The sequence below is a fragment of the Peptoniphilus catoniae genome, assembly GCF_901447155.2.
In the GTDB taxonomy this organism is placed as follows: Bacteria; Bacillota; Clostridia; order Tissierellales; family Peptoniphilaceae; genus Peptoniphilus_E; species Peptoniphilus_E catoniae.
Genome location: NZ_LR588414.1, coordinates 143,666 through 164,609, shown reverse-complemented (window position 1 = coordinate 164,609; position 20,944 = coordinate 143,666). Strand labels below are relative to the sequence as shown.

Sequence of the window (20,944 nt, the reverse complement as noted above, 5' to 3'; positions counted from 1 at the left end):
TCCTTTATATTTTAGTTTAATTTCAACGGTTTAAATTCGTAGCCGTCACCGGTGTAAAATTTGCTGAACATTTCATAATATTCAAGTCTTAAGCTTTGAATAAAAACTATCAACCCTTCAAGGCCTATAATTACCAGGTTACCTACTATAAGCACAAGGATATTTGCCCCCTTGCTGGTCATCATTGCTCCTAAAGTCTGAAAAGCCATAAATAAGCCCACATGATTAATTGCAAAAGCTCCAACCCTTATAAAAGAGATAAGGTTTGATAAAAGACTCATTAATGCTTCAAGAAGGGACGCCGCAGACTCAATATAATAGGAAGCATCTATTTCTCTATTCTTTGAATTTTCATCTACAAGCTTTCCAAGAGGTCCCTTAAAAACTAAGCAAATAAGGGAAGCTATCATTACTGCAGCTATAATCTTCTTGTTTATTATGTTAATATTTGCCATAGCTGACAGACCTAAAATAAGCATTGACAGATAAATAAGAAAACCCGCCAATCCCTCCTTCCCGAAATAGGCTTCTTCATATTCTTTATTTTTAAATTTATTTATAAGCCCCAGGACAAAGGATATACTTACTAAAATTACTCCGAAGCCTACAGCTATTACCAGTACCTTGTTAATATTGTCAAAGGGTCTTAAAAACAGTGCAGGTATAATTTCTTCCGATCCAAAGACTGAACCGTAAAGTAGTCCGAAAATCATAGAAGAAATTCCAAGTCTTGTAAGAAGTCCTCCAAAGTCCGGATTCGTCTTCTTGGAAAGATAAAGGCCTCCAAGGAAAAATACCGCTCCCTGACCTAAGTCCCCGAACATGGATCCAAATAAAATCATATAAGATATAGCAAATAAAGGTGTCGGATCTATTTCATTATAGGAGGGAACTCCGTACATTTTTACAAGGGTTTCAAATGGTTTAAAAAGCCTTCCATTTTTAAGTTTTGTCGGTATGCTTTGCCTGGCATCCTTTAAATCTTTAAAATTAATTCCTAAGCCCTTATATTTTGATAAGACTTCCTTTAAATTTTCCTCGTCCCTTTTAGCTATAAAGCCTGAAAGATAAAAATAATTTTTAGATTTTACCATTTTTTCTTTAGCTTCATCTACCTTTTCAGACAAAAGCATTTTTAAAATCATGGTTTCTATTTCAGATTTTTTATTTTTGTATAGCTCTTCTTTTTCCTCTCCTATACTCTTGGCTTTTTCTTCAAGCTCCTTTTCTTCAAGGGATATTTTTTCTATAATTTCCTGACCTGTTCCCTTATATTTACCTTTAATATTTACATCTTGCCAGTTTAAGGATCTTAAAATAGTGTTAATTTCATTTGCAACCTCTTTAGGAAAGATTGCCAAATAAATTTCATTTTTATCTATAGTTCCGGTGTGAAATATTACCGCCAGAATATTTTCATAATTCTTTCTTAATTTATACCTTGCTTCCTTATCTAAAATTCCGAAACGTACATCAAAATATTCCAAGTTGCTAAGCTTTTCAAAATCTACATTTACATCTTTAAACATTAGGTAATTTTCCTTAAGGCTTTTTATCATTTTTAGGTTTTGAGAAACTTCCTTTGACTGGGAAATAAGGTCCTGAACCTTAACAAACAAATCCTTAAAACCGTCAACATTTGAGATATTATTAAGATATCTGTTATCTACCTTATTAATCCCGAAGAAATCCATGATCTCTTCCGCCTTTTCAGGGTTTTCTGCCTTGTTCTTGTCCTTTTCAAAGCCTTCTACATAGTTAAGCTCTATGGTTCTCTGTAAATTTTCCTCATCCTCCAGGTTAAAGTTAAAGGCATTGTTGTCAATTTGTCTTTGAGCATCGACAAACTCCATGCTGCCGGTTTTTAATATATCTATTATTACCTGGTCCATTACCGAAAGGTCACCAATAAGGTCAACCGCTTTCATTTTTTCAACTGCCATTATTTCACTTCCTTATAACTTCTGAAAAGATATTGAAGAGTTTGCGCAAAGGTTAAGTTAAATCTTATGCTCTCCATTATGGCCTCTATGTCCTTTACCTCATACTCAAGCAAAAATACAAAGGTCATAAACTTGATAAAGCCCTCTTTTTTTGTAAAATTGCTTTTTGCCAGGTAGTAAAGATACCTACCTGCTCTTCTATCCATATAGATGTCCACCTTATCTCCTTCAAATAAAAAACCGTAAGGAGATTTTTTTACTTCATTTATAAAATCTTCAGTAGTTTCCTTATAACAAAGTTCTCTTAAATCGTCATAGTTATAATAGTAGCCACCAAGCATGGAGAAATTTATTAATTCCTCCCTGTAAAGATCATAATATTTAAGACCTCTATAAATCCATCTTATATTTAAAAGATCTATCCTCTGTCCATAAATTAAGCTGAAGTTTTCCCTATCTCTTTTTGAAAAATCCTTAGATATATTGTAAAGCTCACTATAAAATAGTCTATCTAAATTCATTTCCATATAAAAAAGAACCACATCTTCCTTAATATCCTTGTAGGGATTAAGAGTCTTGTAATAAAGACTGTCATTGAGAGAATTTACAAAACTTTCAAGGCTTCCGCCTTTAAGTTCCGAAAGGTCTCCAGGTTCTAAAATTAAAAGTCTATTCTTTAAATCCTTTATATCTTCATTTAAGTATATGGTCCTTATAATTTTTTTCAAATCACGTATTTCAAACTCCCTTAGCAAGGCTTTGGCAAAATCCTTATAGGGACCCGATAAATAATGAATTAGTTTTTTTATTTTACTTATTCTTGAAAGGTTAAGTTTTTCTTCAGCTTCATAAATGCTATCAAAACTGTTAAGTTCCTTATAATAATCTTTATCCTTCAAATAATTTAAAATTTCTTGAAGATTGTCCTTATGAGCAAGCTCTATAAAGTCCTCATCCTTAAGAAGCTTTGCATTCATTGCACTAAGCTTTGCATCTATAGCATCAAACTTACTTGTAAAGCTCATATTACTCACCTAAAACAAATTTATTAAAGGCCTTGTTAATAAGATCTGCCTTTTGCTTTTCAAATTCTTCATCTATGCTTTTAAGTCTTCTTGCAATATCCTCTTCTCCTGCTTTTTTATCTTTCTCCGCCTGATTAATAATTTCGTCATACTTATTGTCGGAGATTTCCTTTGCTTTTTCTCTTGCAGACTTCTCCATAAGGTCAAGTTCATCTCTAAGCTTATTCTTTAAACTTTCAATTTCCTCTTCGTTCTTCTTAACCAATTCAGAGGTTTTTTCATCTATATCTAAAACTCTGTCTATACTGTCTTTCATACTATCCCTTCTTTCAAAGATACACCCTATATTAGCACTAAATAAATTTTTTTAAAGAGTATTTTTTAACTTTTATTGAAAATTTTTAATAAAATTTATACAATTCCTAGGAGTGGAAAATAGCTGATTTTTCCACTGCAAGCTCCTGATGTTTATATACCCATAAAAGGGCTAAAAAAGCTTTAAGAAATCTTTAGCTGATTTATATCTATAGCTTGCAATAAAAAATACCGGATCTCTCCGGTATTATCTATGTTTTTTAATGGAACCTAAAATTCCTCTTGCTATTTCTCTACCTATAGTTCTGGTGATTGTTCCGAAAACGGAATCAATACCCTTGTCCAAGTACTTCCTATCCTCTTTTATTCTTTTCTCTTCTTCCTTTTCTCTCTTTTTTCTTTCCTTTTCCTCTTCCATTTTCTTCTTTAAAAGTTCTTCTTCCATTTCCTTCTTCTTTTTTTCAAGTTCTTCCTCTTCAAACTTTTCTTTAAGAACTTCATAGGCTGACTCTCTGTCTATTAGGTCCACATACTTTTTGTAAGACCTGTTGCCTTTAACAAGATAATCAAAATCAGAACTATTTAAAGCGTCAAAGGAAGAGTGAGGCGGTCTGATTAAAACTTTTTCCACCTTTGTAGGAATATTTTTCTCCTCTAAAGTTTGAATAAGAGCTTGTCCCGTTGCCAGGTTTAAAATTTCTTCATAAGTATTTAGGCTTTCATTTTCTCTTAGCCCTGATGCTATTTCTTTTACAAGGGCTGTTTCCTTAGGTGAAAAGGCTCTTAACTGATGAATAATTTTAGTTGCAAGTTGAGAGGAAATTACATCCGGTATATCCAAAGGGTTTTGGCTGATAAAGAAAATCCCTACTCCCTTTGACCTTATAAGTCTGACTACCATAGTAAGCTTTTCCAATAAAGCCTTGGAAATATTATCAAAAAGTAAATGTGCTTCATCAAAGAAAAATACCATTACAGGTTTTTCAGGGTTGCCAATCTCAGGCAGATTTTCAAAAAGTTCAGAAAAAAGATAAAGCAAAAATATAGAATAAAGTCTCGGCTTATTAATAAGTTTTTTACTATTTAATATATTTATATATCCTCTTCCAGATTGATCAATATCTAAAAAATCCCTTATATCAATTGAAGGTTCCCCGAAGAAATCATCTCCACCTTCCTCTTCTAAAACTAAAAGCTTTCTCTGAATAGCACTTACAGATGCTGCTGATATATTTCCGTAGTTCTTTGACACTTCACTCCTATTGTCATAAAGATAAGTAAGCATAGACTTTAAATCCTTTAAATCCAAAAGCAAAAGTCCTTTTTCGTCAGCTAGCCTAAAAACTATATTTAAAATTCCTTCTTGAGTGTCATTAAGCTCCAAAACCTGTGACAAAAGCAAGGGACCCATTTCAGAAATTGAAACCCTTAAATTAAGCCCTGCCTCTCCATATACGTCCCAAAGATTTACAGGATAGCTTGTATATTCAAAATCCTCTATGCCTATATTAGAAAGCCTTTCATTAATATTTTCATTAGGGCTTCCCGGTTTTGAAAGGTTAACAAGATCTCCCTTAACATCCGCCAAAAAGGTTGGAACCCCAATTTGCGAAAGTTCTTCACAAATCACCTTTAGGGTTACGGTTTTACCGCTGCCTGTGGCTCCAGCTATAACTCCGTGTTGATTAAGCTTACTTGCCTTTAAGTAAAATTTATTATCACCCTTACCTAAAAATATATCCATAGCTACCTCCATTTACATAGACCTTAGTCGAGATCCTTAAACCCCGACAAAAACCTCCACTATTTTTCTTATCTTATCTAAAACAGATTCCTTTTTCTTTTCTCTGGCTCCATGTCTTCTTGATGTAGGAGGGATAATGCCGTCAAGCTCATCCCCTGCATATTCAACATATCCTTTGCCTATAGCCTTCTCTATAAACCTTCTAGAATTTTCCTTAAGCTCTTCCTCTTCCATCAGACTTCTAATATTCTTCTCTTTTTCAATTTTAGCAAAAGAATAAAAAGATTCAAGTATTCAGGAGACAAGTAGCTTGATTCATGCTATCCCTTCCTTTTTACCTATTAAATAAAAAATACCTATTAAATAAAAAAGGCGATAGATTTTTTATTTCTATCTCCTTAAATCTTTAGTATTCAGCTTTCTTGTTTTACTCGACCTTAATTTTCACTATCTTTAATCTTTTCATTCATCTTTTTGACTTTAATTTTCCACACAAAATATTCAATAAGCCAAACAACAACAAATATAAGTAAAAAGATGCCTATATATGACAAAACTCCGACGATTGAATGAGGCATCCAATCTGCAAAATAAGAGATTGGAAACATAACTAAGCAAGCAATTGCAAAGTAAACCCCACTTTGTTTTGCCAAGCTCCAGGAATCAATATCCCAAATCACAGAAGCCATTGCAAAGCCCGTACCCATTAATCCACACAATGCCGTTTGAATCAGAATAGCCTTCAATTCGTTTCCACTTGTGTTGATAAGCTCAGGATTAACAGGATAAAAGAATCCATCTCCAATACAAATTGAAATAATAATTGTTATAATATATCCAATTGCAATACCTAGAGGAAAACCTAAAAGTCCACGTTGAATTAATTTTTTCTTCATTTTTACCACCTCATATTCCTAACATTTTTTTGACTTTAGCAACTGTTCGCCTTGAAACGTAAGTAACGGTCCCGTTTGAAAGTGTAATGCAAATTGTTCCAGTAAAACTCAAATCAAAGCTTTTTACTCTCTTCAGATTGATAATGTCTGAATTTGATATCCTCACAAAGGATAACTTTTCAAGTCTTTCTTCCAACTCATAAAGCCTGAGACGAAGGGTATAATTTCCGTGATTTGTTTCAGCAATCACCTTGCCCGATTGGGCAAAGACTCTATAAATACTTGAAGGTTCAATAATTTCAACACAATCTTCCTTAAAGCCGGCAATTACTTGTGGCTGTTCATCTGATAGTTTTTTTATAATGTTATTGACTTGATCAGTCATTTTATCAGTCATAATTATGATTTTAGGTTCTGTATATTTTTCATCCATCTTTATTTCAATTTGCATTTATCCACATACTCCCTTCTACAATTTTATTATAGAAAAATCGAAAACTGATTTCTACCAATTCTCGATAGGTGGTTATAATAAGATTATAGATGGTTAATTTTATATTTTAAAGCTTATATAACTTTTCTTAATTTCTACTGGGGCGAATACAATCTTTCTCCCAGTCATTTCGACCGAACGAAGTGAGCGGAGAAATCTCTATTATAAAATCGAGATCTCTCCATGTAAATTTAACTTGAATAATACATGCCTTTGGGGTATTATTGTTTAGTAATCGGGGTGTAGCGCAGTTTGGTAGCGCGCATGGTTCGGGACTATGAGGTCGCAGGTTCAAATCCTGTCACCCCGACCACTTTTAAAATAAAAAGCACAGATTGGGTTAAGCTCTTTTTCCTGTGCTTTTGTGTTATTTTAATATATGCTTATTAATTGAATCTATTTATTTACTTTTTAAGGCAGAAAAAAAGAGAGCTTTCACTCTCACTATTTCCGCTTATGATATTTTTTCTACATCAGCAAATTCCACTTCATCATCAAGAATAGTAATCCTCACGGTATGGGTTAGAACATCGGAGTAGGTATAAGTGGAAGTTGTAAGCTCGTCTCCGTTTTCCACGTCCACAGAAAAAATACTGGGATAAACTGATTTTAGTATTCCCCTTCTTGTAACGTACTTTTTCCTTCCCTTGTTGGCCTTGACTATTACTTTCTTGCCTAGATTCTCTTCTAACTCATTTTTAATTAAATTCATTTGATCCATGGACATCACCTCTTATGAGAATAAACAATTACATTTGTTATTATACAATATTAATGCCCATAAGTCAAATTGAATATTTTACTATTAAATTTCTGCAATGTCAATATTTTTTTACAAAAGTTTTTATTTTTTAGATATATCTTTCTTTCATAGCTTGCTCAATTTTTCTGTTTGCATCTTTTTGAGCAAGGCTTTGCCTTTTGTCGTAAAGTTTTTTACCTCTTGCAAGTGCAAGCTCAACCTTCACTCTACCTCTGTTTAAATAGAGTCTAAGAGGAATCAAAGTGTAGCCCTTTAGAGTTAGATCCCTGTCAAGCTTTCTTATTTCAGATTTGTGAAGAAGGAGTTTTCTTTTTCTAAGGGGGTCCATGTTAAATATATTCCCCTGCTTATAGGGGGATATGTGCATATTTTCTACATAAACCTCTCCACCGACAATCTCGGCATAGGCATCTGAAATATTTGCTTTGCCCTGTCTTAGAGACTTTACTTCTGTTCCTCTAAGCTCTATTCCCGCTTCTATAGTACTTTCTATAAAGTAATCATGCCTTGCCTTTCTATTTGTGGCAAGGGAGTTATCCTTACCTTTAGCCATTAATATCTCCTACAATCTCAAAATCTATGTTTCCTCTAATACTGTCTGCTCCAACTACTTTTATTTTTACCTTGTCGCCTATATGATAGGTCTTGTTGCTGTCTCTGCTTTGTGCTGTAAGCTCATCTTCGTTAAATTCAAAGTATTCCTTTAAGCTAACATAGGATACTAAGCCTTCAATTGTATTGTAAAGCTGCACAAATATGCCGAAGCTTGTAATGGATGAAATAATACCCAGGTATTCTTCTCCAATTTTACTTTCCATATATTCTGCAAATTTAACTGATTCAACTTGTCTTTCGGCTTCTTGTGAAAGTCTTTCTGTTCTTGATGTTTGCTTTGCAATTTCTGGCATAATACCTTCGTAATAGCCCAACCTTTTAGCTGTTAAGGAGTTGTTTAAAGAATCTTTTATAACTCTATGTATGGCAAGGTCGGAGTATCTCCTTATAGGTGAGGTAAAGTGTGAATAGTACTTTGAACAAAGACCGAAGTGAATTGAATTTACCTCTGAGTATCTGGCTTTTTTTAAACTTCTTAATGCTAAAGATGAAACAAAAAGTTCATAGTCCTTTCCTTTTACCTTGTTTATAAGCTCCTGTACAGATCTTGGACTTAGATTTTGCGTAGGCAACTTCAAGTCAAGAGGTCTAATCATTTTATTTAAAGACTCGATTTTTTCTTCATCCGGCTCTTCGTGTACTCTATAAAGGAAAGGAACCTCCATCCAGTAAAACTGCTCGGCAACAGTTTCGTTGCAGATAATCATAAATTCTTCTATAAGCTTATTGCCACTTCTTCTTTCTTCCCTTGTTACATTTATAGGCCTGCCGTTTTCATCAAGATCTATATGGCTTTCAGGAAAGTCAAAGTCAATTGCTCCCCTTGTCATTCTGTTTTCTCTAAGCTTTTTTGCCAAATCAAACATATTTAAAAGGTCTTTCTCCAAACCCTTTAAGCTTTCATCTACAATATTTTTCTCGTAAAGGTCTGAAACATTTCCATAAACTAATCTTTTTGATGATCTTATAACAGTTTCTGCAATTTTATGGGATTTAACCTTTCCTTTTTTGTTTATTGTCATAAGTACGGACAAGCAAAGTCTATCAACTCCTTCGTTTAAGGAGCAAATACCATTTGACAGTTCTACAGGAAGCATAGGTATAACCTTATCCACTAAATAAACTGAGTTGCCTCTCTTATAAGCCTCTTTGTCTATAAGGTCTCTGTCTTTTACATAATGAGCAACATCTGCTATATGAACGCCTAAAAGGTAGTCTCCGTCATCTAATATCTCTATAGATACTGCATCGTCAAAGTCCTTGGAGTCCGGTCCGTCTATAGTGAAAATTGTCTTATCTCTTAAATCAAGTCTTCCTTCAAGATCCTTTTCTTCGACCTCCTGAGGTATTTTTGCTGCAAGGGAAAGTACCCCCTTGCTGAACTCCATAGGAATATCTAATTGAGCGGCTATACTTAATATATCTACGCCCTTTTCTTTAGGAAAGCCCAGAATTTTTATAATCTTTCCTTCAGGCTTTTTGTCTTTTTTGGGCCACTTGGTAATTTTTACTACTACCTTTTGTCCGTCCTTGGCTTCAAGGGAATCTTCTTTTGCTACATATATATCATAGGCAAATTTTTTATCATCGGAGATAACAAAACCGAACTTTTTGTTAGCTTGGTAAGTGCCTACAAGTCTATCCCTGCCCCTTTTTATTATTTCTATAACCTTTCCTTCAAGGCTGTGTCCTGAACTTTCCTCAGATACCTTAACAAGAACTTCATCTTCATTTATAGCACCTGATGTTCCTTGAGCCGGTATAAAAACGTCTTCGCCTTCTTGGAGTAAAAAGCCGAAACCTTTTTCATTGCCCTGAAAAATTCCTCTTCTGTATCTTTCTCCATCTATTACAAGATACTTGGACTTATGCTCATATAAGTCTCCTTCTTTAACAAGCTTATCTAAGACCTTATAAAAGTCTTTCTTTTCCTTTGGCTTAATATCAAATTTTTGGGCTATTGCCTCTTTTTTCATGGGAGCTCTGCCCCTTAGAGCTTCCAGTATTTTTTCCCTAATCATTGTAATTTTGCTCCATAACTTGTTTTATTTAAAAGTTGAGAATCATAGGATGTAATATTTTTCTTTCTTGCTTCATATTTTTTCTCTGCAATTTCAATTAGTCTTGTAATTAAGTCGCTGAATTTTAATCCTGTGGGCTCCCACAAATAAAAGGAAATTGATCCAGGCAGAGTGTTGATTTCATTTAAGTAAACCTTGTCTTTATCAAGAAGAAAGTCAATTCTTGCAACTCCTGAAGCTCCTATAGACTTAAAACCTTCCTTGGCAAGTCTTTCTATTTCTTCTTCAACCTCCTCTTTTAAATCTGCAGGGAGTTTTCTTTTTTGTCCCTTCATGCCCTTTGATCCGCCCTTTGAGCCGGAAATATATTTTTCGTCATAGGTTAAGAGCTTTTCTATACTTACAGGTTCTTCACAGGCGGATACTGAAAGATTGTCTTCATAGCCTAAAACGGAAATATTTATTTCTCTTGGATTTTCAACTGCTTTTTCAATTACAACCTTGCTGTCATAACTAACTGCTATATCTATTGCTGAAATCAGCTCTTCTCTATTGCAAGCCTTGGATATTCCAATTGAAGAACCTAAATTTGCAGGCTTTACAAATAAATTGTAGCCTATTTTTTCAGCTTCTTTTAAAATCTCTTCTCTATTGTTTTGCCAATCTGATCTATAAAAATAAGTGTATTGAGTCATAGGTATCCCATGGGATTTATAAACATCCTTCATAGTAACCTTATCCATTCCAACTGCGGCACTCATTACCCCACAACCTACATAGGGTATACCAACCATCTCAAGAAGTCCCTGAAGAGTTCCGTCCTCTCCATTTGTTCCATGAACTGCCGGAAAAACTGCATCAATTTTTGCAAATATTTCAACTTGATCTGACTCTTTAGATAAAATAGAAGCTTTTTTTGATCTTATGGTGTAAAGGTTGTGATCTCCTGCATAAGGTTTAAAAAATACTTCCTCAGCCTGAGAAAAATCGCTGTTTTTAAAGGCAACTATAGTTTTAATAGACTCTCCTGACAAAAATCTTCCATCTTTCGTTATGTAAACCGGTATGGGATTATATTTTGTCTTGTCCATATTCTCTATAATTTGCATTCCTGTTATAATAGATACTTCGTGCTCTACACTTCTTCCACCAAATATTACTGCAATATTTTTCATCTTTTCCCCCTAGTCCTCACTATAGCTATCCGGCAAATCATTTTCAAAAAGCACTACATCTCCCGGTCTATTTAATTGCCCCAAGAGTTCAGTCGCCTCTTTTAAATTTTTAAGCTGGTAAACATTATCCATATTATAGCCTGCATCTTTAAGTCCTTTATAAATAGGCTCTGTTCTATGACTTCCCACCAATAGAACCTTGTCGCAGGTCTTGGCTATTTCCTTGCCTATTTTGTAGTTTTCTTCCTCTTCCATATCTCCAAGCTCTACCATGCCCGGAGTAACTATAAACTTCCTATAGTCTTTAAATTCATCTATAACGCTAAGTGCAGCTTTAAATCCTACAGGATTTGAGTTAAAAGCATCATCTATTACTAAGACTCCGGTTCCCGGATCTATTAAATTAAGTCTATGTTCAACAGCCTCTACCTTTGAGATTCCCCTTGCTATTTCTTCAAGGCCCATGCCTAAAGCATAGGCTGCTGATGCCCCTGCCAATAAATTTGAAATATTATGTCTTCCCAAAAGGACGGTTTTGCAGTGGACTTCTCCAAGATCTTTTATTCCCAAGGTAAACTTTGATCCTCTTTCATTTACTTCAAGGTCTTTAGCATAAACATCAAGCTTTTCTATATCTTCTAAGCCATAATTTATCTTTTTTAAGTCGGTTTTATCTGAAAGCTTTTTTACATAATCATTGTCATAATTAAAAATAGCCCTTCCATCTTTAGGTAAGGATTCAATAAGCTCATACTTGGTTTTCATAATATTTTCTATAGTTTTATACATTTGCATATGGGTTGGACCTATAGCTGTAATTATACCTATATCCGGTTGTACAAGGTCTGCCACCTCTTTAATCTCTCCCGGTTTATAAGCCCCAAGCTCTGCAATAAAAACTTCAACATCATCTTCAAGGTCATTATTTATAACCTTAGATAAACCCATAGGTGTATTGTAGGATGAAGGGGTGTTTTTAACTCTAAGTGATTCTTTAAGTATAGTATTTGATATGAATTTAACTGAAGTCTTGCCGAAAGATCCCGTTATTCCTAAAACTTTAAGTCCGAATTTTTCCTTATTATCTCTTATTTTAGCTTGAGCCTGACTGTAAAAGCCTTGGTTTATTTTAACCTCTTCAGGAAGTGCAAACTTGTTTGATAAAATTAAAATCAGATACTGAAAGTAATAAATCAAAAAGTACATCAGAATCAAAGCTAAAAAGGCAAGAATTCTGTTTCCGCTTAGATAAATAATCCGTCCTGATGCAAAAACCACCAAAAGAAAAAGAACTATATTTACACTGTCATGTTTCTTTTTTAGCCTTTTTACCCTGTCTGTCCAAACAAGAGGAGTCTTTTCTTCTTCTTTTTGATAATAATTTAAACTTTTTACCTTGGACTTGTTTTTTTGAATCCATTCCTTGTATTTATCATTTTTATATTCAGAAAGTTGAAGCATATTTAAAGGATATTCCACCCTTTTTGAACAAAATGTAAATATTAAATAACCTAAAATTAATGCAAAAATATAAAAAAACATATATTACTCCTAACCTAAAAATGATTTTATAACTGCTGAAAATGTGTAGTAATCATCAAGATAACTATAGTGCCCTGCCCCTTTTAAAATAACAAGACCGCTATCCTTAATTTTTTCTTCATGGACTTTAGCCATATACAAGGGAGTATCTTCGTCGTTTTCTCCCCAGACTAAAAGCGTCGGCGCCTTGATTTTTGAAAAGTACTTATCTGTGTTTTCATTTACCACCTTTACAAAGGTCTTTCTCATAATACCCTGTGCATTTTGATAGTCCTCTGAGCCAAACTTCTTATAAAAATTTTCCAGAGCCTTTTCCTTACCTTTTAAAAAATTAAGCCTTGTATAAATAAATCTTAAAAGCTTAAAAGAATAAACCTTTAAATAATAATTAAGTCCTCTTTTAGGCTTTACTCCTGAGGCATCTATTAAAACAAGTTTTTCCACAAGGTCGGGGTTTTTTGCTGCAAATATTCCAAGAGTCTTGCCTCCAAAGGAGTGCCCCATAAATACAGCTCTGTCTATTTCCTTTGCCTTTAAAAATTCTTCAAGGTAAGAAGAATAGTCTTCAGTAGAAAGGACTTCTTTAGGATCATCGCTTTCTCCAAAGCCTGGTGCATCATAGGCATAGACCTTATGGCTTTCAGACAGAAGGTTAACTATAGGCATTACCGACTCTATATTTGCACCCCAGCCGTGAAGAATAACTACCGGGTCTCCCTCACCTTGCTCCAGATAAGCAATTTTTGTAGATAAGATATTAAGATGCTTCTTTTCCATTATTTGTTTAAATCCTCTTCGTTTATGTAGATAATATCTTGATTATTATCAAGGGTTTCTTCCTTGTTAAATTCTCTATTGTAGCTTTGATTTCGAAGCTTAAGATTCAGCCCCTCAATCCTTGAAAGCATTTTATCAATTTCACTTACATAATCATTGTAATCTGCAATCTTTCCTTCTTTATAGTTTTCATACAGCTTGCTGCCAAGCTCTTGGTAAGTTTTGGAAAGTTTTCTTTTTTCAGAAGCTATTTCCAATTTAAGTGAAGTTTGATTTTTTATCTCCTGTGAGTTTTCTTTTATCTTTTTAGTAATTACATCTATATTGCTTTTAAGGTCCTTTAAATTGTCTGTAAGATCATCAAATAAACTCATATAATCACCTCTAACAGGTGTATTATATCAAATATAGATTCACTTTTAAATGATTGAAGACTATTCTTAAGGGTAAATAAGTTAATGTGAGGTGATTGCATGAGCAATTTAAAATTATTCGTAGGAACCTTTTGCCCCTATTGCAAAAAAGTTGAAAGGTTTATAGATGAAAATAAAATCCAAAATATAGACATAGTAAACATAGATAAAAGTCCAGAAGATAGGAATTATTTAGTGGAAAAGGGCGGCAAAAAACAAGTTCCTTGTCTTTTTATAGATGACAAAGCCCTTTACGAATCAAATGATATTATTAAATATTTAAAAGAAAATAATTGAGGTGAATTATGAAAGATTTAACTTTATACTATTTCCCTGAGTGTCCTTTTTGTCAAAAGGTTCTTAAATACGCCGGGGAAAACGGCATTGAATTTAACTTGTTGGATATAAAAAAAGATGAAAAAAATGCAGAGGACCTTATTAAAAAGGGTGGTAAAAAGCAAGTCCCTGCTCTTTTAATTGATGACAAAATTATGTACGAATCAGATGACATTATTGAATATCTAAAAGAAAATAAAAAGTAGACCCTAAAAGGTCTACTTTTTTATATCCACTACTTCATATTCATAACCTAAATAAGCCAGGTACTTAAATATATCCTCTATAGCTATAAACATTGTTCTTGTATTATCATTAGGATGAAAGGTAATAATATTATTTTCCAAGGCTCTATCATCAAAGAGAACCTTTACATCCTTATCCTTATTATTAATAAGTCCAAAGATAGATACAAATCCAGGTTTAAGTCCAAGCGTGTCCATAAGAAGATCCTCTGAAACAAATTTCAGACCCTTAGCCCCTAACTTTTCTCCTAAGGCCTTTATATCAAGTCTATCTTCTCCTCTCATAACAAGAAGATAAAAGGAAGTTTTTTTCTTATTAGTTAAAAATAAAGTCTTAGTCCTTGTACCCTCATAATCCTCAATGTATTTGTCAGCCTCTTCAACGGTGTAGGTTGCAGGGTGTTCCACTACCTTGTAATCTATATTTAAAGACTTTAAAAGATCATATACTATTTCATATTCCTTCATAGTCCACCTCTATATAAAAATTACTTAATTTCTGATATAAGAAGTTTCCCTTCACCTTTTATTTCAATACTCTCTCCATGATCAAGCTCAATTAAGCTCATTTTTAAGAACTCTTCACTGTTTACAGTTAAATCAAAATTGTAATTAAATATTAAAAGCTTTTCAGCTTCATTTTTTATTTTTAAGCTTCCCTTAACTTCTTTGCTATATAAGTCGGCTTTCAATCCATCTTTCACTATAAGATTAAAATCCCTTACCTTGCTGTAGGAGCTCATTTGGTCGCTACCGCTAAATTTATAAACTTCAAAAGGTTTAAGGTTTACCTTTTCCCCCTTGTGGATTAGCTTAAGCTCATAATCAAGAGGAGTGATAAATCTTGTAAAACCACCATAAGGACTAAACTCACTGCTGTCAAGATTACAAGTTGCACTTGATATTCTGTAGTTGAAATTTCTTTCTTTAAAGTCTACCCCTTGAGGATTTATTATTATTTCGTCTGTTTGTCCTCCTGCCCAATCTGATGTTTTAAAATCTTTTCTTTCAATTTTTCTCATAATTCACCTCATAATTAAATTCTATAGTTACAAGCCTTTTTTCTTCATCCCAGTTTATTTTGCAATCAGGATCCAAAAGACCGTTTGCTTCTCTTAAAGGAAAAATCAGTCCACTCCCATAGATTGAATGTTACTTGACCAATGCTCATTATTTTCCCTGTCTCTTATTCCGTTGCCTCCAGGGTTTTTAGGGTCATTAGGTTCTTTAGCATCAAGGTCCCCCCGAAATTCTTTCTCCCTTCTTATCAACCTCATAAAATGTTTTGTTAAAAAGCACTTTATTTATTAAATTTATTATACTTTATAAAAGCCTATATTCCCAATTAAATTATTTATCTTGTTAAAATAAATAAGAATATAAACTAAATCTTTGACTATGATGGTAAGCTGTCTTATACTGGTGGTAGTATAATTATTTGCAAAAATTACCAAAGCGCTTTATTAAATAAGCCTTTAGGTTCTAGATGCATATATGACTTAAGAATTTATAAATACAAGAGGTGACTTATGAAAAAACTACTGTCCGAAAAAGTTAATCAACTTGCTCCTTCAGGAATAAGAAAGGTGAATGAAAAGGCTCTTGCCATGGAGCGTAAAGGAGAAAAAATCTTTCACTTTGAAATAGGCAGACCTGATTTTGATACCCCTGAATATATAAAAAAAGCCTGTATAGATTCCATTAACAATGGAGATGTTTTTTACACATCTAATTTCGGTATTCCTGTACTTAGACAAGAAATTGCAAAAAAATTAAAAAAAGACAATAACCTGGACTATAAGGAAAGCGAAATTCTGGTAACAGCAGGTTTGTCCGAAGCGGTTTTCGATATACTCTATTCAATTATTGATGAAGGAGATGAAATAATTCTTCCTGATCCTGTTTGGGCAAACTACTTAAATGTGACAAAGCTTCTAAAGGCAAATATAAAAAACTATAAGCTGGCAGAAGAAAATGACTTTCAAATCGATATAGAAGACTTAAAGTCAAAAATAACAGACAAAACTAAAGCCATGCTTATTATTTCTCCTAACAACCCTACAGGCAGCGTTTTAAAAGAAAATACCATTAAAGAAATTGCAGAGCTTGCAAAAGAAAAAGACTTTTATATAATATCAGACGAGATCTATGAAAGAATCATCTATGATGAAAAACATCTAAGTATAGGATCCCTTCCCGGTATGAGAGAAAGAACTATTACCCTTAACGGCTTTTCCAAGGCATATTCAATGACAGGTTGGAGACTTGGATATATAGCGGCACCGGAAGAGCTTATTAAGGGCTTTAACAAAATCCACCAACACAATACTTCCTGTGCAACATCATTTGTTCAACACGCAGGCTATATAGCCCTAAGAGATGAACAAAATGAAGTTGAAGATATGGTTAAGGAATATAGAAGACGCAGAGACTATATAGTTAAAACAATTAATTCATCAGACTACCTAAGCTGCAAAACGCCAGGTGGTGCTTTCTACGTTTATATAAATATAAAAAAGACTGGAAAAAGCTCTCAAGAAGTAGTTGATTATCTACTTGATGAAGCTAAAATCGCCCTTGTCCCCGGAAATTGTTTCGGTGAATCAGGAGAAGGCTATATAAGAATGAGCTATGCCAGCAGCTACGAAAATATAGTAGAAGGCTGCGACATACTTCTAAAAGCAATCGATAAACTAATGAAATAAAAATTTAAGAAATTAAAAAACAGAGTCAAATATAATGGCTCTGTTTTATTTTGTAGCATAATCCAGTCGATTTTTAGTTCCGCCTCGATCCCGATACGGATGTATCAAACACTGATTACAATCACCAATTATCCAAAAATAAAATCAGTAATCCTCTTAGCTTCTCTATTAGTCCTTTCTTCTATATTTTCAACAGTCCAAAGTGGATTTTCTTGATTTCCAAAATCCGAAATAATTTGTTTTGCTAAGGTAAAATTGCTATCTTTATATCCTTTTCTTTCCTTAACTGAGTTTTGAATTTTGCTTCTAAACCATGCATTTCCTATTGAACGATTTATATCCTCTTCAAGTAAAATTTTATTTCCAAGTTTATTAACAATTTCCGAGAACTCTTCCTTGTCAATAATTCCAGCATCTTCTCTTATTCGATCAATATTTTTCCCACTTCTAGGCATAATATGTTCAATTTCATATTTTGCAGGGAGAATAAATTTTTGCTCACTTTCTTTACAAGCTAAATATTCATTTAAGAATACTAGTGGATTTTTAGTATAATTTCTAGCTTCTATTTCAATTTCTTCTTTATCCCATTCTTTATTTATATGACGACTTATTTCTTCTTTTATTTCAGATAAACTTATATTTTTATCTACAAGCTTTATGTTTAAACCAAATAAGAAAGTTTTAAACTTAGAACTTGAATAACCTATGTCAACTAATTCTAAAATCGAAAACAATCTTAGTAAATTCTCCACATAATCTGTTACAAGACTTTCTGTAATTTCATCCACATCGAACCTAAATAAATAGGATATCAAGTAAAGATTTATATTCTCATTAAATTTAGAGCACAATTCGATAATTGAATAGTCTTTTATTGCAAGCCATATTTTGGCAACTTTTAATAGTTGAGCTGTAAGCTTTAGTGGACTTTGAAGAAGTTGTTGGTTAGTTTCTGTATAATATCTTCTTAGACCTGGAGTTGTAACATTAACAGAGCCTTTTTCTGAAATATATTCTTTGGTTTGTGATCTTTTAATATACATGTACTGCTTTAAAACACTGTCAATGTCCGTAATTTTACTTTCTTCAAGTTTCAAAATAATTTTCTTGAATTCAGACCATTTTGTATTAAAATCCTCTCGATCTTCTCCAGAGTTAGAGTAAAGCTTTGCAGAAATAATATCTGAATCTAACAGTGGCATTTCATCAGAATTCAGAGAGTTAAACATAGTTATAGCCTGTTCAACATTCCAACTTCGTATTTCAATAATCTCGATTTATCTAAAATATATTCTGAAAACACATTTGCTTCAGAGGGAGATAATTCCTCAAGCTTTGTATGGAAAAACTTGAAATTTTTAAAGAAATTAGTATATTTATTGTCTTTTTGCTTATATTTAATTTTTTCAACCCTTTGTTCTGCTAGATCAAAATCCGGACTCTCAATTATCGTTTGTAATTCATTCTTATAGAGTTCATTTATAGAATTATTCTCTAAAACTTGTCCTATTGGAGCGCTATTAAGATCCTTTAATACAGATAAAATCTGACTATCGCTTACTTTGTAAAGAATTTGTATAATCCTGTCTCTTCTTTTCATAAGTCCATAAGTAAGATCTTCTGATTCTTCATCTTTTTTAGTCTCCTTTATTGCTTGAATTATTCTTAATAAAAGAGCTTTGCACAAAAGAATAAAAGTCGTTGTTCTTTGCTGACCATCAATTAAGCTTAGTTTTGTATCATTGTCTTGACAATTAATAATAATAGTGCCAAAAAAGTAAGAATCAGTACCACCGCTATCAATAAAATTTTCTATATCTTACCATAACTTATCACATTGTTTAATCTCCCATGAATATGCTCTTTGATATTCAGGAATTGAAAATATAGATGTATCTTCTAAGTCTAAATAATTACCAATCTTTTTTAATTCCGGATCAATGTTTTTCGCCATATATATCTCTTCTTAAATCATGTGTTCAAACATTTTATTATTTCATAGCTTTGCTTCATTTCTTCTATTTACAAATATTTTTCATATATTACAAATATTTTTCATATAATCAAAATCTGAATTTCTTGCTATATTTATACCTAATAATATTTTTTGTCTTTTTAACCTACTGTTCCCATTTTATAACCATATTTTCTTTCTGTTTTGTAAATATCCTTACCAGCCCTTTATTTTAACGATATCTTCAATCCAAAATTCTTTCAATACTTTTTTATAAAGCCGAAGAATTTTTGATTCATAAGAGATTGCTCTGTATGTTAGAGCTCTTTTCCAAGTTTTCAACTTATGTTTTTTATAGATTTACTCATACAATTTCCGTAATATATGCACATAATCCGAACATATTTCTGCTCCTATTATATCATTTCTTTTCAAATTGCATAATTCTCTTAATGGCGAACCCATAATCTTTTACTTCCGTAAAATACTTTTCTTCTATATTTCGGAGCAAACACCACATGGTATTTACAATTCCATTTTGTGTGTGGTAGCCTATGTGTATGATTTAAATTCATAAAAAACCTCGTGTTATTTTTGTGTTCTGGTAAACCACAAATTTATTTTAACATGGAGGTCTTTTTATTGTTTGTTTTTCATCGATAAAGCTAAATTGAACCCCCGGTCCAATTGGGGTATTCTAATTACAAGAAAAGCACCTACTTTTGTAGGTGCTTTTAATTGTTCCCATGTCTTATCCTTTAAAATTTTTGTTATTTAGTTAACTTCTGGTAAGCTGTCGCTTTTTAATATTTCTGTTAAATCGAATATTTTTGGACCCATTGAACTTCCTTTGGATACCTTTTCAAGGACTGTTTTATAAAATTTATCAATAAAAAATATTTATGCTTATAATTTTTTAAATCATGACCATAGTAAAAAACATCTCCTATTTCTTTAGCAATAGTATCATTACGTTCATTGGTTACATAACCTAATTCAGCCTTATATTCAATCTCTCAACCTTTTTTACGCCAGTAATTATTGCACACACCTTGCTATTAATCTTAAGCTCTTTTGTTTGTATAGTCCTAAATGAGCATATGGGCTATAACCTTTGTCTGCATCATGGTAATAAACGTTATTCTATTTATTAAAATCAAAAGTTGTACTTGCAAGTTGCATTTTCAAATACTTCCAAGAATCTGATATGGAAATAAGAATATCTTTATAACAAATAAATACCAGAGTAAGCTTTAATGCCAAAACTCTGGTATTGAGTCCAATTTTTAGGTTTCAGATTTATGATTGAAAAATTATTCAAGATCTTTTTTTATTTATCTATAGATAAGATTAATAACATTTTAAATCTTGTAATTGCAGTTACATTATGGATTACATTCGCCGGAAATACTATTTGTTCTCCAGATTCAATCTCAACCTCTTTGTCTCCAACAAGAAGCTTTGCTTTACCTTCAAATGCTAGAACTAGAGCATCTCCAGGAGCCTTATGTGGCTTTAGCCCTTCCCCTGCATCAAAGGCCATTAGAACAAGCCTAAACCCGTCTTTTGATACAAGGTCAATGTTTGCGATTCCTCCATCTACATAATCTAAATAGTCAACTAGTTTAATTTTTTTCCCCTTGTCAATGTTTTTCATTTCTTCCTCCTCTAGGTTAATTGCGATTTCTAAAAATATACTTTTTTCCCTTGCCTCTATGCCAAAAAGTCTATTTTTTTCAAAAAGTATTAGTTCATTATTTATAAGTCTTTCATTATTAAATTTAAGCTCACCTTTTAAAACAAAATATATTCTTTCTTCAGCATAAAATTCAGGGGAAATGCTGGTGTTTTGATCAAGGCTCATAAGCAAAATATGACGATCACATAAATCTATGAGTTTCTTGCTTATAGTTTGATTATCTTTTATTGGTATGACTTCTTCTAGTGTCAATATTTTTCCTTTGCTGATATTTTTCATT

Annotated in this window: 24 protein-coding genes, 1 tRNA gene and 1 pseudogene; 4 read left to right on the top strand and 22 right to left on the bottom strand. The window is 32.6% G+C overall.

Annotated features, from left to right (window positions below; all coding sequences use genetic code 11):
- Positions 1–11 precede the first annotated feature (11 nt).
- The 7 genes from PEPCATONIAE_RS03370 to PEPCATONIAE_RS03340 form a co-directional block, all read right to left on the bottom strand.
- Positions 12–1,943: a V-type ATP synthase subunit I gene (locus tag PEPCATONIAE_RS03370; protein WP_138159562.1), complete on the bottom strand. Its 1,932-nt coding sequence runs from the start codon at positions 1,941–1,943 to the stop codon at positions 12–14.
- On the bottom strand, positions 1,943–2,968 hold the full coding sequence (locus PEPCATONIAE_RS03365; protein ID WP_138159561.1) for a V-type ATPase subunit: 1,026 nt from the start codon (positions 2,966–2,968) through the stop codon (positions 1,943–1,945). The genes PEPCATONIAE_RS03370 and PEPCATONIAE_RS03365 overlap by 1 nt, the downstream gene beginning before the upstream one ends.
- 1 nt (position 2,969) lies before the next feature.
- Positions 2,970–3,284, bottom strand: a complete 315-nt coding sequence (locus PEPCATONIAE_RS03360; RefSeq protein ID WP_138159560.1) for a hypothetical protein — start codon at positions 3,282–3,284, stop codon at positions 2,970–2,972.
- Positions 3,285–3,530: 246 nt separating this feature from the next.
- Positions 3,531–5,027: a helicase HerA-like domain-containing protein gene (locus tag PEPCATONIAE_RS03355; RefSeq protein WP_138159559.1), complete on the bottom strand. Its 1,497-nt coding sequence runs from the start codon at positions 5,025–5,027 to the stop codon at positions 3,531–3,533.
- Between the two features lie 36 nt (positions 5,028–5,063).
- A complete protein-coding gene (locus PEPCATONIAE_RS03350) occupies positions 5,064–5,321 on the bottom strand; it encodes a type I restriction endonuclease subunit R, EcoR124 family (RefSeq protein WP_218975515.1) in 258 nt (85 codons plus the stop codon).
- A 143-nt stretch (positions 5,322–5,464) separates the two neighbouring features.
- Positions 5,465–5,923 (bottom strand): DUF3021 domain-containing protein, encoded by a 459-nt coding sequence (locus PEPCATONIAE_RS03345; protein WP_138159558.1) that lies wholly within the window; start codon positions 5,921–5,923, stop codon positions 5,465–5,467.
- Between the two features lie 10 nt (positions 5,924–5,933).
- Complete coding sequence (locus PEPCATONIAE_RS03340) at positions 5,934–6,374, bottom strand: LytTR family DNA-binding domain-containing protein (protein ID WP_138159557.1); 441 nt, start codon at positions 6,372–6,374, stop codon at positions 5,934–5,936.
- A gap of 278 nt (positions 6,375–6,652) precedes the next feature.
- Here PEPCATONIAE_RS03340 and PEPCATONIAE_RS03335 point away from each other — a divergent pair.
- Positions 6,653–6,729, top strand: a tRNA-Pro gene (locus tag PEPCATONIAE_RS03335).
- 141 nt (positions 6,730–6,870) lie between these two features.
- On the opposite strand, the gene PEPCATONIAE_RS03330 is transcribed toward PEPCATONIAE_RS03335, so the two are convergent.
- The 7 genes from PEPCATONIAE_RS03330 to PEPCATONIAE_RS03300 all read right to left on the bottom strand — a co-directional run bounded on the left by PEPCATONIAE_RS03330 (position 6,871) and on the right by PEPCATONIAE_RS03300 (position 13,683).
- Complete coding sequence (locus PEPCATONIAE_RS03330; RefSeq protein WP_138159556.1) at positions 6,871–7,137, bottom strand: Veg family protein; 267 nt, start codon at positions 7,135–7,137, stop codon at positions 6,871–6,873.
- Between the two features lie 130 nt (positions 7,138–7,267).
- The gene (gene smpB, locus PEPCATONIAE_RS03325; protein WP_138159555.1) at positions 7,268–7,732 is read right to left on the bottom strand and encodes an SsrA-binding protein SmpB; all 465 of its coding nucleotides are present in this window, start codon (positions 7,730–7,732) and stop codon (positions 7,268–7,270) included.
- On the bottom strand, positions 7,725–9,815 hold the full coding sequence (gene rnr, locus PEPCATONIAE_RS03320) for a ribonuclease R (protein ID WP_138159554.1): 2,091 nt from the start codon (positions 9,813–9,815) through the stop codon (positions 7,725–7,727). The genes smpB and rnr overlap by 8 nt, the downstream gene beginning before the upstream one ends.
- Complete coding sequence (locus tag PEPCATONIAE_RS03315; RefSeq protein ID WP_138159553.1) at positions 9,812–10,990, bottom strand: D-alanine--D-alanine ligase family protein; 1,179 nt, start codon at positions 10,988–10,990, stop codon at positions 9,812–9,814. Before PEPCATONIAE_RS03315 ends, rnr begins: the two co-directional genes overlap by 4 nt.
- A gap of 9 nt (positions 10,991–10,999) precedes the next feature.
- A complete protein-coding gene (locus tag PEPCATONIAE_RS03310; RefSeq protein WP_138159552.1) occupies positions 11,000–12,532 on the bottom strand; it encodes a UDP-N-acetylmuramoyl-tripeptide--D-alanyl-D-alanine ligase in 1,533 nt (510 codons plus the stop codon).
- A 9-nt stretch (positions 12,533–12,541) separates the two neighbouring features.
- A complete protein-coding gene (locus tag PEPCATONIAE_RS03305; protein WP_138159551.1) occupies positions 12,542–13,309 on the bottom strand; it encodes an alpha/beta fold hydrolase in 768 nt (255 codons plus the stop codon).
- Positions 13,309–13,683: a coiled-coil domain-containing protein gene (locus PEPCATONIAE_RS03300; protein WP_138159550.1), complete on the bottom strand. Its 375-nt coding sequence runs from the start codon at positions 13,681–13,683 to the stop codon at positions 13,309–13,311. Before PEPCATONIAE_RS03300 ends, PEPCATONIAE_RS03305 begins: the two co-directional genes overlap by 1 nt.
- A gap of 99 nt (positions 13,684–13,782) precedes the next feature.
- On the opposite strand from PEPCATONIAE_RS03300, the gene PEPCATONIAE_RS03295 reads away from it, so the two are divergent.
- Both PEPCATONIAE_RS03295 and PEPCATONIAE_RS03290 read left to right on the top strand, forming a co-directional pair.
- Entirely contained in the window at positions 13,783–14,019 is a 237-nt protein-coding gene (locus tag PEPCATONIAE_RS03295; RefSeq protein WP_138159549.1) for a glutaredoxin family protein, read from the top strand.
- A gap of 8 nt (positions 14,020–14,027) precedes the next feature.
- The gene (locus PEPCATONIAE_RS03290) at positions 14,028–14,264 is read left to right on the top strand and encodes a glutathione S-transferase N-terminal domain-containing protein (protein ID WP_138159548.1); all 237 of its coding nucleotides are present in this window, start codon (positions 14,028–14,030) and stop codon (positions 14,262–14,264) included.
- A gap of 12 nt (positions 14,265–14,276) precedes the next feature.
- On the opposite strand, the gene PEPCATONIAE_RS03285 is transcribed toward PEPCATONIAE_RS03290, so the two are convergent.
- From PEPCATONIAE_RS03285 to PEPCATONIAE_RS03275, 3 genes are all read right to left on the bottom strand, one after another.
- Positions 14,277–14,771, bottom strand: coding sequence for a prolyl-tRNA synthetase associated domain-containing protein (locus PEPCATONIAE_RS03285; RefSeq protein ID WP_138159547.1), 495 nt, complete (start codon positions 14,769–14,771; stop codon positions 14,277–14,279).
- A gap of 20 nt (positions 14,772–14,791) precedes the next feature.
- Positions 14,792–15,325 carry a HutD family protein gene (locus tag PEPCATONIAE_RS03280; RefSeq protein ID WP_246060425.1) on the bottom strand — a complete coding sequence of 178 codons (534 nt, stop codon included), beginning with the start codon at positions 15,323–15,325 and terminating at the stop codon, positions 14,792–14,794.
- A gap of 105 nt (positions 15,326–15,430) precedes the next feature.
- Complete coding sequence (locus tag PEPCATONIAE_RS03275; protein WP_180339344.1) at positions 15,431–15,580, bottom strand: hypothetical protein; 150 nt, start codon at positions 15,578–15,580, stop codon at positions 15,431–15,433.
- Between the two features lie 252 nt (positions 15,581–15,832).
- Here PEPCATONIAE_RS03275 and PEPCATONIAE_RS03270 point away from each other — a divergent pair, with 252 nt between their 5' ends.
- The gene (locus PEPCATONIAE_RS03270) at positions 15,833–17,008 is read left to right on the top strand and encodes a pyridoxal phosphate-dependent aminotransferase (RefSeq protein WP_138159545.1); all 1,176 of its coding nucleotides are present in this window, start codon (positions 15,833–15,835) and stop codon (positions 17,006–17,008) included.
- Between the two features lie 128 nt (positions 17,009–17,136).
- Here the strand turns inward: PEPCATONIAE_RS03270 and PEPCATONIAE_RS08575 are convergent, their stop codons facing one another.
- The 5 genes and pseudogenes from PEPCATONIAE_RS08575 to PEPCATONIAE_RS03255 form a co-directional block, all read right to left on the bottom strand.
- A complete protein-coding gene (locus PEPCATONIAE_RS08575) occupies positions 17,137–18,240 on the bottom strand; it encodes an HNH endonuclease family protein (RefSeq protein ID WP_218975507.1) in 1,104 nt (367 codons plus the stop codon).
- Positions 18,241–18,242: 2 nt separating this feature from the next.
- Entirely contained in the window at positions 18,243–18,815 is a 573-nt protein-coding gene (locus tag PEPCATONIAE_RS08570; protein WP_282957731.1) for a DUF262 domain-containing protein, read from the bottom strand.
- Between the two features lie 15 nt (positions 18,816–18,830).
- Positions 18,831–18,965 (bottom strand): DUF262 domain-containing protein, encoded by a 135-nt coding sequence (locus tag PEPCATONIAE_RS08565; RefSeq protein ID WP_218975506.1) that lies wholly within the window; start codon positions 18,963–18,965, stop codon positions 18,831–18,833.
- Positions 18,966–19,343: 378 nt separating this feature from the next.
- Positions 19,344–19,540, bottom strand: a pseudogene (locus PEPCATONIAE_RS03260) (transposase); the annotation flags it as partial.
- A gap of 755 nt (positions 19,541–20,295) precedes the next feature.
- Positions 20,296–20,943 carry a cupin domain-containing protein gene (locus PEPCATONIAE_RS03255; RefSeq protein WP_138159544.1) on the bottom strand — a complete coding sequence of 216 codons (648 nt, stop codon included), beginning with the start codon at positions 20,941–20,943 and terminating at the stop codon, positions 20,296–20,298.
- Position 20,944 lies beyond the last annotated feature (1 nt).